The sequence below is a fragment of the Olivibacter sp. SDN3 genome (genome assembly GCF_014334135.1).
Classification (GTDB): Bacteria; Bacteroidota; Bacteroidia; order Sphingobacteriales; family Sphingobacteriaceae; genus Olivibacter.
On the sequence record NZ_CP060497.1, the window covers coordinates 2,308,810 to 2,322,803 of the forward strand.

13 protein-coding genes are annotated in these 13,994 nt (G+C 40.9%); 6 read left to right on the forward strand and 7 right to left on the reverse strand.

Translation table 11 applies throughout. The features are described from left to right. Window positions 1–94 precede the first annotated feature (94 nt). The 4 genes from H8S90_RS09395 to H8S90_RS09410 all read left to right on the forward strand — a co-directional run bounded on the left by H8S90_RS09395 (window position 95) and on the right by H8S90_RS09410 (window position 4,457). A complete protein-coding gene (locus H8S90_RS09395) occupies window positions 95–1,735 on the forward strand; it encodes an arylsulfatase (protein ID WP_187342294.1) in 1,641 nt (546 codons plus the stop codon). 195 nt (window positions 1,736–1,930) lie between these two features. Continuing rightward, window positions 1,931–2,659, forward strand: coding sequence for a rhomboid family intramembrane serine protease (locus H8S90_RS09400; protein ID WP_187342295.1), 729 nt, complete (start codon window positions 1,931–1,933; stop codon window positions 2,657–2,659). Window positions 2,660–2,867: 208 nt separating this feature from the next. Beyond that, the gene (locus tag H8S90_RS09405; protein WP_187342296.1) at window positions 2,868–3,617 is read left to right on the forward strand and encodes an AraC family transcriptional regulator; all 750 of its coding nucleotides are present in this window, start codon (window positions 2,868–2,870) and stop codon (window positions 3,615–3,617) included. Between the two features lie 153 nt (window positions 3,618–3,770). Continuing rightward, window positions 3,771–4,457 (forward strand): MBL fold metallo-hydrolase, encoded by a 687-nt coding sequence (locus H8S90_RS09410; RefSeq protein ID WP_187342297.1) that lies wholly within the window; start codon window positions 3,771–3,773, stop codon window positions 4,455–4,457. A gap of 58 nt (window positions 4,458–4,515) precedes the next feature. Here H8S90_RS09410 and H8S90_RS09415 read toward each other — a convergent pair whose 3' ends face one another. The 6 genes from H8S90_RS09415 to H8S90_RS09440 all read right to left on the reverse strand — a co-directional run bounded on the left by H8S90_RS09415 (window position 4,516) and on the right by H8S90_RS09440 (window position 11,417). Then, window positions 4,516–5,121 (reverse strand): NAD(P)H-dependent oxidoreductase, encoded by a 606-nt coding sequence (locus H8S90_RS09415; RefSeq protein ID WP_187342298.1) that lies wholly within the window; start codon window positions 5,119–5,121, stop codon window positions 4,516–4,518. A 377-nt stretch (window positions 5,122–5,498) separates the two neighbouring features. Then, complete coding sequence (locus tag H8S90_RS09420; protein WP_187342299.1) at window positions 5,499–6,941, reverse strand: TolC family protein; 1,443 nt, start codon at window positions 6,939–6,941, stop codon at window positions 5,499–5,501. Between the two features lie 6 nt (window positions 6,942–6,947). Further along, window positions 6,948–8,306 carry an HlyD family secretion protein gene (locus tag H8S90_RS09425; protein ID WP_187342300.1) on the reverse strand — a complete coding sequence of 453 codons (1,359 nt, stop codon included), beginning with the start codon at window positions 8,304–8,306 and terminating at the stop codon, window positions 6,948–6,950. Then, window positions 8,299–9,297 (reverse strand): ABC transporter transmembrane domain-containing protein, encoded by a 999-nt coding sequence (locus H8S90_RS09430; protein WP_187342301.1) that lies wholly within the window; start codon window positions 9,295–9,297, stop codon window positions 8,299–8,301. Before H8S90_RS09430 ends, H8S90_RS09425 begins: the two co-directional genes overlap by 8 nt. A 62-nt stretch (window positions 9,298–9,359) precedes the next feature. Further along, on the reverse strand, window positions 9,360–9,698 hold the full coding sequence (locus H8S90_RS09435) for a hypothetical protein (RefSeq protein WP_187342302.1): 339 nt from the start codon (window positions 9,696–9,698) through the stop codon (window positions 9,360–9,362). Between the two features lie 408 nt (window positions 9,699–10,106). Then, window positions 10,107–11,417, reverse strand: a complete 1,311-nt coding sequence (locus tag H8S90_RS09440; protein WP_187342303.1) for a paraquat-inducible protein A — start codon at window positions 11,415–11,417, stop codon at window positions 10,107–10,109. Window positions 11,418–11,772: 355 nt separating this feature from the next. Between H8S90_RS09440 and H8S90_RS09445 the strand changes: the two genes are divergently transcribed. After that, complete coding sequence (locus H8S90_RS09445) at window positions 11,773–12,144, forward strand: DoxX family membrane protein (protein WP_187342304.1); 372 nt, start codon at window positions 11,773–11,775, stop codon at window positions 12,142–12,144. Between the two features lie 302 nt (window positions 12,145–12,446). Continuing rightward, window positions 12,447–12,905 carry a MaoC family dehydratase gene (locus H8S90_RS09450; protein WP_187342305.1) on the forward strand — a complete coding sequence of 153 codons (459 nt, stop codon included), beginning with the start codon at window positions 12,447–12,449 and terminating at the stop codon, window positions 12,903–12,905. A 6-nt stretch (window positions 12,906–12,911) separates the two neighbouring features. On the opposite strand, the gene H8S90_RS09455 is transcribed toward H8S90_RS09450, so the two are convergent. Beyond that, on the reverse strand, window positions 12,912–13,928 hold the full coding sequence (locus H8S90_RS09455; RefSeq protein WP_187342306.1) for a LacI family DNA-binding transcriptional regulator: 1,017 nt from the start codon (window positions 13,926–13,928) through the stop codon (window positions 12,912–12,914). Window positions 13,929–13,994: the final 66 nt, after the last annotated feature.

Genomic DNA, 13,994 nt, shown 5'->3' on the forward strand with positions numbered 1-13,994 from the left:
CGGTTTAAATGTACAAATAGCTTGCTCGGATTGTTACCTGAACCATTAGTGAATGCGCACCGGAAAGTGCCTGATAAATCTAAAATAGAACATTATGAAACATCAATTACTGGTATTGTTAGCAGGGGCTTTGACCCTATTACCTATTAAAACGCCCTTCGCTCAGGAGAAACCCAATATCGTGGTCATTTTAGCCGATGATTTGGGCTATGCCGATCTGGGCTGTTACGGAGGTGAAATCCCCACTCCCAATCTCGATAATTTGGCAAAAAACGGGGTTCGATTCACTAATTTTTATAATACCGCCCGTTGTTGTCCGTCCCGTGCGTCTCTTTTGACCGGGGTCTATTCACATCAGGCGGGAATTGGACATATGATGGAAGACCAAGGGGATGATCATCCCGCATATCGCGGACACTTGAATGAACAGACGGTAACGATTGCTGAAGTATTAAAAGAAGCTGGTTATTTTACTGCCATGACTGGAAAGTGGCATGTGGGACAGCCGCATGGAGTTGTACCCTGGAAGCGCGGGTTCGACCGTTCTTTGAATGCACCGGCTGGTGGATTTTATTATGGCGATTCAGAGAGAGCCGAGCTGTTTTTGAATGGTAGGCTGTTGGATAACTATTCGAAAGAACTGCCGGAAAACTGGTATTCAACCGATTTGTGGACGGATTACGGATTGCGTTTCATTGATGATGCGCTTGCCGAGGAAAAACCGTTTCTATTGTATTTAGCGCATAACGTCCCGCATTTTCCTTTGCAAGCTCCGGAAGAAGAAATTCAAAAATTTAAAGGAAAGTATTTGGAGGGATGGGAAAAGCTTCGTCAGGAGCGTTACGAAAGACAGCTGGAGTTAGGCTTGATAGACTCATCTTGGAAATTACCGCCCTTTAATCCAAATGTACCGAAATGGGATAGCCTGAGTGATCAGGAGAAAGAAAAATACGATCACATCATGGCTATTTATGCAGCCGTGATTGCCCATCTAGACAAAAGTATAGGCGATTTAGTGGCAGGGCTAAAAGATCGTAGTGTGTTAGATAATACCGTGATTCTTTTCGTTTCGGATAACGGTGGTAATGCAGAACCCGGCGCAGAGGCGCGATATATCGGTGAAAATCCCGGTTCATCGCAATCGACGGTATTTTTAGGGCAGGGCTGGGCGGAGGCCGCCTGTACTCCCTTTTGGTCATATAAACACCATACACATGAAGGAGGGATTTCGTCTCCGGGTATTGTTTTCTGGCCTGCGGGAATCCCGGCAACCCGCAGAGGTACTTTTGAGCGACAATCTGCACATATTACCGATATTTTGGCGACATTGGTTGATTTGGGTGGTGCCAGTTATCCGGAGACATTTAAGGGTAATGCTATTCTACCTACAGAGGGCACCAGTTTAAAACCCGCTTTTTCCGGACAGCCAATCAACAGGAAAAATCCTATTTTCTGGGAACATGAAGGGAATAGGGCGGTGTTGGATGGCAGGTGGAAGTTGGTGGCTGAAAAGCCTGAAACATGGCAGCTCTATGATCTGGAAGCCGACCGTACCGAGCTTCATAACCTGATTGTAGAAGAGTCTGCAGTGGCTGCCCGTTTAAAGAAAGTCTATGAAGAATGGTCTCGGCGTGTAGAAGCTGAACCGTGGGATAAAGATGTGAAATGGTTTTACGATTATGAGAAGGCCAAAAAGGAAGCACACTCAAATCAAGTAGTAGAAAAGCTAGAATAGCGTAGCGAGATATAATATTAGATGAAATTGATGGAGCCACCGAGGAGGTGGCTTCATTGTTCATGTGGTGTAGCAGCTGCCGGGATCAGCAGGTCTAATAGAACCTTCCATTAGAAATATCATTAGGCTTTCGGTGAGTTGCAATGGCGGTAACTGAATTATCCTTATATTAGGCCGGTCTGAAAGGTTTTTTATATGCTACTACCTATAGGAGATGATAATCGCGATCGGAAATCGTTTCCCCTCGTAAATTATATGCTGATTATCCTGAATATTTTTGTTTTTGTATACCTTCAAGGTTTAGGTACCAATGTTCATTTCACTTTTTCTTACGCAACAATACCTGCAGAGATATTAACAGGGAAAGATGTTGTTACCGAAGACCAGTCGATCGTAGACCCCGTTTCGGGAGAAACCTTTGACATGCCTGGATTACAGCACACGGACATCCCCGTGTTTTTGACACTTATCACCGCTATCTTTATGCACGGTGGATTAGCACATCTTGGAGGTAATATGCTCTACCTCTGGATTTTTGGCGATAACCTAGAGGATAAGCTAGGGCATCTGAATTACCTCTTTTTTTATTTATTATGTGGTGTGTTGGCTGGATTAAGTCATGTTTTCAGTACTCTTTTTTTAGGTCAGGATCTATTAACACCATGTTTAGGCGCTTCCGGAGCCATTTCTGCAGTTTTAGCGGGATATGTCGTACTTTTTCCACGTAAACGGATATTTGTTTGGATATTAATCACGGTTATTGCGGTGCCTGCCTTTTTGGTAGTTGGTTTATGGTTTCTCTTTCAGTTAAGCAACGGACTTGGTGCGCTAGGTGGTGAGCAGGCAGGCGGAGTGGCTTATGCAGCGCATATTGGAGGTTTTATATTTGGTTTGTTGATAGTCAATCGCCTCAGAAAACGTTAATAGAAAGCTAGCAAACTTCGCTGATATTAACCTTTTTTGGAATTGCGATTATAAAACCTTTATTATTATAGTATAAATTATTTTACATGGAATAACCACTTGTATTTTTATGATGTATCCGATTGATCCCCTCAAACATTTATCAAACAATAGTTGACCAGCCGATGCAGCTCCGATAGTCATTGCCGATCAACAAGATTTTGGACGGATGGGCGCAAAATCTTTCCGAAGCTATTATTACAGTGTTTTCTTCTTCCACCAAGGTGATGCGGAATTTTCGGTAGGCACTAATCAGTACACGATAAAAAAGGGTAGTATAGCTACAATAGGTGCCGGCCTGCCATATAAATGGATTAACCAGCGCGAACTGATATTTGACGTTGTCATATTCAGTGAAGATATTTTTAAGCATACATTCGATAATTTTTTTTACTCACTGGATTATTTTTGTCCTGATATATTTAACGTTTTTGATACGGAGCAGGCAAAATACGATGAACTAACTGTGCTGCTTGACACATTGAAGTTTTTCAGGTTGAAACCAACGCCAATACCGGGTGTATTACAAGCCTTATTAATGCTTTTACATGAAGCATTTGTTCACAGGTATAAAAACTACACACGTGCACTTACGGGCAAGGAATCATTTGTTGCCACCTTTCGAGCGCTCTTGGCCAAACATTTCATGAACCATAAAAATGTCTCATTCTACGCTTCTGAAATGAACATTACGCCGAAATATTTGAGCGAAATCTTATTGTCCGAAACGGGGTGGACAGCTAAAAAGTGGATCGGATATCACCTGGGCGTTGAAGCAAAAACATTACTCAGTTATTCCAAAAAGCCTATTAAAGAGGTCGCTTATCAACTGGGATATGAAGATATCTCCCATTTCACCAAGGCCTTTAAGAATTGGACAGGGGAGACGCCCGGCGAATTCCGCATACAAGTGTACTGAACAGAAAAAACTACCAAAGACACAGACTTCTTTACTATATCATACTGCCGTTTGCTATATACCTTTGTTAACAAGGATGGCTGCTGCTTGTATAGACAGGTATTCATGCTAGTGGCAGCCTGTATATTTCGAACTATAAAATAGGAGCTTGATATGAAACAGCAACAGTTAAAGATGCAACAGGTATATCCAGACCTCTGGTTGAGCCAACCTGTGTTTCCAGAGCCGAAGGATTGGCCGGATTTGAAATTTCATGCTTTCCTGCTTAAGCGTGACGAAGGTAATATCTTGTTTTACACGGGTGATATCACGGAAAATTATGATGACCTTGAGGCTCTTGGTGGGGTTAAGCGGCACTATCTTTCGCATGATCACGAAGTTGGACCGGGTCTGGCGACCATCAAGGCTCGTTTTGGTAATACCTTACACACCCATAGCGCTGCCGAACCACTTGCAAAAACCTTTACACAAGTTGACGAGACTTTCCATGCCCGTGGGCATCACCCAGATGGCATTGAGGTTATTCCGTGTCCGGGGCATACGGCGGGTAGCGCCTGTTACCTAACGCGCGCTTCGGATGGACGCAGCTACCTGTTCATTGGCGATACGATCTATCCCAGTGGAGGAAAGTGGGAGGCTCTTGTGGATGAGTCTGATCGGGAGCAGTTCTTACAAAGTATAGAACTTCTTGCCAAGCTAGAACCAGATGTCGTGCTGTTCGGTGCGACGATGCCCGACAAAGCTTTCCATGAGTTTACACCGCAGACTTGGCGTAATGCACTTAAAGAGGCGGTGCAATCGCTAGACAATATTCCAGTTAGGAATGGCTACGATCAATAATACAGAATCTCAGCATCACGTCATATTCAAGGTGATGCTGAGATTATTTCATCGCAGACTAGCCTGCAAGACCTTTTAATGCTCCTGCGATGTCCGCTGTTCGTTTTGCCTGATGTTTGACGGCCAGTTCAGTATCTCCTGTAATTGCTGCTTCAGCATTTACACTTACTCCATAGGGATTACCACCTGCCTTGAACAATACCTTAGCGGTATAGCCTGGAGCGGCAATAATTGAGCCCCAATGCATGACTGATATGTAAAATGAAAGTAGAGTTGTTTCTTGTCCTCCATGTGTATTTACTGCGCTGGTCATTGCACTCACAGCTTTGTTTGCCAATTTTCCTTTAGACCACAATCCCCCGGTGGTATCAAGAAACTGCTGGACTTGTGAAGGCGTACCTCCGTATCGTGTGGGAAAAGCGAAAATCAGACCGTCAGCCCATTCCAAGTCATCAAGACTAACCTCCGGTACATCCTTCGTCTGATCAATATGTTTTTTCCAATCCGGATTTGAGTCTATAGCATCATCGGGAGCAGTTTCCTTTATTTTTAATAGTTTTACATCATTTCCAGCCTCATCGGCAGCATCGGCAGCCCATTTCGCAAGCTTATAATTTGTGCCCGTAGAGCTGTAATAAATAACGGCTATTTTCGTTGTTGGCATCTTGTAAAAAATTAATTAGAAAAATACTACATCTTTTATTACAAGGATCAACATGACCTAATTGTTTGCGTAAATGTTTAAACATATAAAAAGTCGACATGCCAAAAGCGCTATCTTAATGATGACTAACGATAAACCAGAACACGTGATTTAGTGAAAAGTGAACTGTAAAGGCAAAAAAAGAGGATGATCTGCTTAAACTGGCTGATGAGTAGTTGAAATAAAAATAAGGCATTAATTGTTGTAATACAGCGGCTAGGCTCAGGAATTTCCCGAGTCTAGCCGTTGTGTCCTAGGGCTGGCTTATAATGCAATGTACATTTGCGTTTACAGAAGATATTCCTTTGCTGCCCAGGCTGGAAGTTATGCGGCGCGTATTATTCGCCTAACAGCCTAGTCCCTGCTTTATAATATAATTCTGCGAGGGCTTTGTTAAAGTTTGCAATGAGATTCTCCCTTTTTATTTTCATTTCGATAAGCTTGCTTTCCCTGCTGTTTATAATAAAAAGTGTACTTTCACCAAGGCCGAACTTTTGCTGTTCACCATTAAGCAATACTTGCTGATTAGTAATACTTAATACTTGCAGTTCCAATTGATCACTATATGCAGTAAGGTCGTTGTATTTGGTCGTAATATCATTGGAGATGTTACGACCTATGACCAATTGATCATACTGGAGTTGTTCTTGCTTGAGTTTGACCTCCTTTAATTTTCCACGTTCTGTTCGCAAGAATAGCGGAAAAGCAAAATCAACACCTAACTTGTAATTGCTCCAGTTGAAATCATAATGATGAGGGATGGTCTCGTTAAAGTTTCGACGATTTGATATCAGGGTTCCAGAAACATTCAGCTTGGGCTTCAATAGTTCTTTACGGAATCTTTCTTCGATATATAGCTGTTCGCTTTTACTTTCCAGTTTCAACAATTCAGGATGCTGATCTTGCGCAAGATTAAGCAAATCATGGAGAATAGTAGGGTCGGGTTTTAGTCCAGTCGTGTCAACGTCAGATGGAATGGCGTGATCGGGTAGCTCCACTGGTTGCTGGTTTTCATTCCATAAATGGTTTGAAAGAGCCAATCGGCTATTCTTTAGTTCGACGATATATTTGGCCAACTCGATCTGCCTTTCTTGCACGGTTATCGCGGCTTCCACAGAATCAATGGGGGGTGCGTCCCCCAATACGGTTTGCATACTGATCGCTCTAAACCTTGTTTCAGCTAGCTGCACACCCTCCACTAGCAGCTCATACTGACGAAAAGCGAAATACCAATCCCAGTAGTCATGCACGGCTTCGAACCAAATACTGTTTATCTGTTTTACCTGTTCTGCCTCGGCATAGTTGAGCATTGCTTGGGCTTGTTTTAAAGTACTGCGGCGATTATCAATGATCAGCCCTTGGCCTAAAGGAATGCTTATTCCTACACCAGATAACCCAGCCGTGGAAGTGGTTGTTTCAGGATTGGTATAACGGCCGATATTCCGATCATATGCAACTTTAAGATCTGCTCCTGCTAACCATACCGGTACCTTTAATTCGCTGTTCCAGTGATTATAATAATCAGTGTTGCCAAAATATTTATTATTGAACGTAGCTTTCAATGCCGGATCAAAGTTGCCCCGTGCCTGTGCTACCTGTGCTTTTGCAGCTTCACTCAACAGCAGTGCCTGTTTCACAACCGGATGATGGGCCATCAACAGCTCTTCCAGATCGTTCAGTGTAAACTCCTTTAATTCGGTATTATTTTCATTCTCTTGTGCCCAAACTGCTGGTATGAGCCACAACGCGAGTATAAGGCTAAACAACTTTTCTCTTGTCATATGCTGCTATTTCCCTGTTTCTTCCTTTGGTTCCTTTTCTAGGCTTGGTGGGAAGCCATTCAGTTGTCGCCATATCTCATACCAAAGGGGAACACCCTCTAGAATTACCCGACCGAATACGCCTGAACCCAATCGTAATTGTTCTGGCCAAGGCTCGTCTTTATCGGGGACTGGAAGTGTAGGGCGTACTAATATGCGATATTTGCCATTTGGGCTACTTACTTTATCAATTACCGTTACTTTTCCGGCAAAAGTACCTACAGCAACAGCAGGCCAACCGGAAAATTGTACCGAAGGCCACCCTTCAAATTGGAGCCGAGCATCGCTTTCGTGCAGAATCAAGGGTACATCTATGGCGTCCACGTACAATTCTGCTGCCATTAGGGGCGTTTTAGGCTGCAAAGTGGCAATGGACTCACCTTCCTTTATGTTTTCTCCAATCCCAGCTTTTAATGTTTTTACGACGTAACCACTTTGCGGGGCCCGGACTACATAAAGCCCTCGGCGCACATCAAAATTGGCAATTTCGTTCCGGAGCTTGGCAATATCTCCTTGAACGCTTGCCTTACTGGAAAACGCCGAACTGAGGTCTGATTGTGCCTTCGCAAGGGACTCATTATACTTTGCCCTAATGTTGTCGAGATCAATAATTGCATTGACCAGGTTCTGGCGTGAATTGGTAAGCTTATTTTGTGCGCTTACTACTTTTGCCTGATCGTTTTGCAGATTAAGTCGGCGGGTTTCAATGTCAGTAAGGGAAAAGAGACCATTTTCATAACCTTGCTCATAACGTTCTACACGAACCTTACTTGTTTCGTAAAAACTTTCAATGGCCACTAAATCGGCGCTGTCAATTTTTACAAGATTGCGAGACTGCGTAACCTTATTTTTGGCGGCTTCCAACTGATAACGTAAACCCGCTGTAAGGGCATCGATCTGTGCTTTTGTAGCCGTCATTTTTTGATCGGCAGCTTCTTCACTGTTTCTTTTGGCAAACAATTGCTCTTCCAATCGTTGTGGTAGTTCCGGGTCAAAATAAGACTGGGTAGTCTCGGAAATAACCAGTATGGTGTCTCCCTTTTGAACCTCTTCTCCCTCTTGGACAGCCCAGCGTTCTATACGGCCGCCAATCTGGTTTTGGACGGTTTGTGGACGATCCTGAGGCCGCAATGCTGTCACCGTTCCACGACCGGGAATAGTCTGTCGCCACGGTAAAAAAAGTATGCTTACAAAAACGATGGTTGCTCCAAGGAGAATGCGGCCAAGCATGATCGCACCTTTATTCCGTAGCAATTGTTTACGCCCTTCGGCCGATAGGTTTTCCCAGCTGATGGTTTTAGGTAAAATAAGTTTCTTATTACCCATGATTAGCTACCTCCTCTTCAAGCTCAAGATCAGTAACAACAGCTAGTTTAACTGTCCCAGTTAACATATCAAAAATAGTGTCCAAGTTGGTGAGCAATTTTTCAATAGCATAACCTATCTGGACAATAACGACCTCTGCGGCTACAAATTGGCCAAAGGTCATTTCCCGCTCGATAACAAAGTGAGATCCCAAAAGCAGCATCGCTCCAAATAACAGTGTACGTATAAAGACGGAACCAGCGAAGAAGCGCTTTAAAATCTTGAAATGCTCGTTTCTGGCGGTCAGATATTTGCCGGTGATAAGATCGGTGTTTGCTATAACGTCTTTCATCTTTTCATGATCTCCGCGATATTTATCGATATTCGAAGCTACTTCTTCCAAATAAGCGACAGTTTCATATTTGTGTTCGGATTCTTCTATGCTGGTACTCAAGCCACGCTTATAGTAAACCAATAAAATAATAGCAACTATTCCTATGATTACTACGCCAAAAGTTAAGAAAACGGGATGGTAAAAGGAGAGGAGTAAAACACTGAAGAAAATAGTGACAACCGCCGCAATGATATCTATCAATAATTTGATAATTCCTTTTTGTATCACGATCACATCGAAGAAGCGGTTCACAAGTTCGATGAGGTTTTCACCTTCCAGTTCTGATGGTTTGATGCGCGGGAGCCGATAAGCGAACTCAAGAGCAGATTTTAGGAACATCTTCTGTTCTAGATATTCAACTAAACTCAACTGACCGATTAGTAAAGTGCCTCCAATAATTACTGCTGCTATTACGCTGATAATCAGTATATAGGTGGAGCTGTACATGGCGCCATTTATCAATAAGTTGAAAACGGCTGTTATCCCTACCGGAATACTCAGACTAAAGATACCAATGATTATTGCGTATAAAAAAATATAGTTGATCGTTTTGCGCTCAGGGTGTAGTAGCCCTATAAGTCTTTGTAGGGGCGTAGGCGCCCCAGGTTTTGCGTTCATAAAAAATAAATGTAAAAAATTAAGTTGCGGTGATAGTAACCTGTTACTATTGTTGTATGCGATTAAGCAGACAGGTCTGGTGGGGGGGAGGGAACCGAATTAAAGTGGTCTATGCTATAAAAGCAATTGTATCGGCGAATGCATTTTTTTAGCTTCTTTCCGGCCGTCTCAAGAGTTTGTCTGTTATCCGAGGTTAGGTACTCATAGGTTTTATGCTGCTTTTCGGTATCCTTTTTTTCTCCTTTTTCAGACTTTTCGGCATCTGTGTAGATCTTAACAATATTAACAGATTTGTCGTTCTTTAAAGTGGAAATGGTTAAACCTACCTTTAAGGCTAATAAGCTGATCAGCAGCAAGCTGAATAGATTATGTATAAGGGCGCTTCTAAAAATCTGCGTCATTTCACAAATATAACGGGCGCAATAATACAAAAATGTCACCGAAATGTTAATCTTATGCAAAAAATATGTTGTTTTTTAATCTTATTCCAATCTCACAACGAGAAAAAACGATTACTTGGTGTTTTTTTTGATTATTGGTGGATTGATTTTGATAATTAACGTTTGTTCGATGGTTTGGTAGGTTCACTGTTTATGGTTTTGATGGCTTTTTCGTGTCAGTAATTAGCTTTTAGTCTTTAATGTTATTTTAATGAGCAAAAAAAGATGATTTTTGAGTTAGTTTAAGCTGATCCTGTATATTTTTTGTTATTCAATTCCTCTTTGTGCGTCAGATCATACGGAGGGGAAGTCGAGGTTGAATAAAAATAAACATTTATATTTTGTTCTAAGGGTTCATCTTCTCGTGAATTATTTGTTATGACCATTATGACATTCAGTGATGCCTTTTTCTGTTATTTTCTTTAAAATTTCCGAAAGGATTAGCCCATATAGAACAAATGTTAAAAATATGACAAAACCGGGCTGTAGCGACGTATTGTTTGTAGCGATACTCGTGAATGTGTCGTCATCTATATTTAGGGCAGAAAGTTGGCTGTTCAATATGCTGTTTAAACCGATATAGCTCATCATTATCGCAACAACCATAACATCTGCCATGCTCCATTTGCCGGATTTAAAGGCAAAGAAAGAGATTATTTTATTTGCCCGTATTTTATCTTTGAGTAGGTAAATACCCGAACAGATTAGTTTGCCTGAAGGAAACAGCACACTGAAAGTAAAGATAAGAAAGCCAATTACTATAGAGTCGATCTCCCCATTTTTGACAAGAATCCACACCACATCCAGGATGCTTTTACTTTGAAAGAAAAGTATCTGATTATCAAATACGAGATGCTCGCCCAATAAATGGAAGTCTACTGTTTCGAGTCGGGCTTCCAGTTCGATCATTACTGAAGAAACACCTACAATTAATATAATACAGGCTGCCAATAATGAAAAAATGAACAATGATTGATGGACCTCCTTTTTATTTCTGAAAAGCCTCCAAAGTATTAAAAATAAGAGTACTGCAACAATTAAGGCAGCAGCATAAGTATAGCTCTGAAATCTTATGTTTTCAAAAAGCGTGTTCGCTTTTTTCTCAAATGCCTGTACGCTGTCGACCTCATATTTTTTAAATATGGTTTGCGTTAGCTTACGTTGAGCGGTCATAGAGCTGTCGAAGGTAGATTCCGTAAAATCCTCTAGTTTTCCTTCTGCCAAATTTTTAAGCGTTTTTTTAGTGGATGGTTTGGTTATTTCATTTACAATTGTTTCAGCAAAGGTTGGAACCTGCTCATGTAACTTCTCCTCATTCACAAAAAGATTCACGGCAGCTTTTCTGATTTTCCCTCCAATACTTTTCTGTTTCTCATTGATAACCTCTATGGCTTTATCAATCATCGAATGGAGGATTTTTTCAATTTCCTTCTGTAAATCAGCCTTTTCCTTTTCAGTGAAGGTAAAGTTCTCTATCTGCTTGTCTACTATTTTTGTAATTTTATCTTCCCATTCGTCGATGGAGAGTAAGCCGAAGGCGATGCTGTTGACCGTACTGTAATCTTCCATGATTTCTTGCTGATCGCGAGACAAATGGATTTCCCGATAACCGCAATACACCATTGCTAACAAGACTATGCTTAAGACAGCGTTGAGCAATTGCTTAGCTTTTTTTGACATAAAATGTATATATAGAAGGTTAGTGCCGCGTGTTTGTGTTTCTTAGTTGGTTTTCTCCTCAGATTAGCCTGGTTTTTTATGTTAACTATGGTTTATAACGATTGATCGCTTCAATAATTGCGAATAAAAAGTATGCCAATATCTATATTTGTCCTCTCGAGTGCAGACGCTTTCGTTCTTTTTGTCGCATAACGCCCCTTTATTTGCCGGATTTTATCCGTGTTTTGGCAGGTTTAATTTGCTAATTTTGTTATAGCTTAATGATTTTAAAGTTAACGGGCAAAAATTCGTAGCCATTTAAATGGCTGGGTTTGCTATAAAACAAAAACAGTAAACAATTTTAAAACAATAAATTATGAAAACGGTAAAAACTATTCTCTGCGTGTTATTTGGTTTGATGTTTATCAATGCCGGATTAGATAAATTCTTGCATTACATGCCTGTGCCTCCCCTGGAAGGAGAGATGCTAACGGTGAGCGAAGCTATCGAACAGGTTAAATGGATGATGCCTTTAGTAGGTGCAATTGAAATTATAGGAGGGCTATTATTTATTCTACCTAAAACCAGAGCGTTGGGCGCAATTGTTATCTTACCTGTTATGGTAGGTGTTATTGTACATAATACTATCTATATGCCCTCTGGGCTTGCTATAGCAGGCATCATGTTCTTGATTAACCTTTGGGTAATTATCGATAATTGGAGGAAATATCAGGTGCTTATAAGTTAGCAGAAAAGCTATGGTGCAACAGGAGTTATTAGTGGCCGTACTAAGTCCAGATTAAACAGCCGTTCATCAGGGCGCAAATTAACGATTCTGTACACTTCATTACGGATAGAACCTGAAGTCAGTAAGAATATATATCGTTTTGCGATTAATTTTTATAGGTCTTTTTAGTTTTTTTCAATACTTTTATAACCTTCAGGACATCAATATTGATTAGAAGGCAAACACTACACGATTATTTATTGTGGTTCGGAAATTTTGTATCTGAAGAGGTTTTGAAACATTTGTTGACCAATAAAAAATATATGCTTGTAATCAATAATTTTGAGGAGTTTAAATCATACGAAGGTAAACAACTAGGTGCATCTAAATGGCATAAAATAGATCAGGAACAGGTTAATAAATTTGCTGATGCCACACTAGATCATCAATGGATACATGTGGATAGAAAAAAAGCGGAAAGTGAAGGGCCGTTTAATACCACCATCGCACATGGTTATTTAACGCTTTCGCTAATCCCGTATCTGTGGAAGCAGATAGCGGACGTTCGCAATCTTAAAATGGAAATAAACTACGGGATAGAACGTCTTAAGTTTGGGCAGGCTGTTTTGGTAGACAGTGAGGTTCAGCTGAAAGCTAAACTAAATTCGGTAGTTAATTTAAGAGGAATTACAAAAGTTGTTATTGAAGCTACGCTTACTATCAAAGATCAAGCAAAGCCAGCTTACGTTGGTGACGTCGTGTTTCTATATCATTTTATATAAAGGTTGTCAACTATGATGTTCTGTAGAGCCTCTATATACCAGTTCGGGAGCTAAAACAATTGTTCTGCTAGCTACAGAGCCACCCTGAATTTTTTCCAATACCAGTTCGGCAGCAGCTTCTCCCATTTTTTCGAGAGGTTGCTCAACTGTGGTTAATGCCGGATAAACAATGGTCGATAATTCGGTTCCGGAAAAACTGGCAATGGCAACCTCATCGGGAATTTTAACGTTATTTTCAAGGAGAAAGTTCATTGCTCCAATCGCTAAGGTATCGGTAAATGCAAAAATAGCATCGAATTGAACCTTTTTATGCATCAGATGTCGTACAGCATTTCGTCCATATTCAAAACCTATACCTTCCGTTTTTACGATTAAATCTTGATCAAAAAGCTGATGTTTTGTAAGGATACGTTGGTATCCCATTGCCCTTTCAGTTGCGTTCCGAATGGAAGAAGGACCCATGATATGGGCGATTCTTTTCCGGCCAATCCCAATGAGATGTTCCACCATTAGAGAGGCTTTAATATGATCGTTTACAATAACTTTCGAAACGTTCAGAGAAGTACTTGGTATTCTGTCAAAGAAGATCAATGGTGTTCCTCTTTCCAGAATTTCCTGATATAAATCCTGATTGTATGTCTCGTGGCACAAGTTAATAATGATAGCTTCTACATTAAATTCTTCCAGAAACAAGAGATGCTGTCTTTCTATTGCAGGGCTCTCGTCCGACTGTAAAATAATAATTCTGTAACCTTGCGGATTGAGGGTTTTTTGGATTCCGCGTAATACAGCAGTAGAAAACGGCGTTACCATTTCGGGTACTACAAATCCAATGTTTTTAGACTGCCCATATTTTAAGTTCAGCGCAGCCGGATTAGGCTTATAACCCAATTTTTCTGCTGCTTGTAATACTCTTTTCTTGGTCTCTGGATGTATACTTTTATCATTAACAAATGCCCTGGAAATTGTCGATGTTGATAATGATAAGTGTTTCGAAAGGTCTTTTATGGTTATGCGTTTCATGATTTTGCCCAATTAAGGTAGTAAAATTTGCCATTAAGTGCTAGCAAAAGTTAAAAGACTTTTACA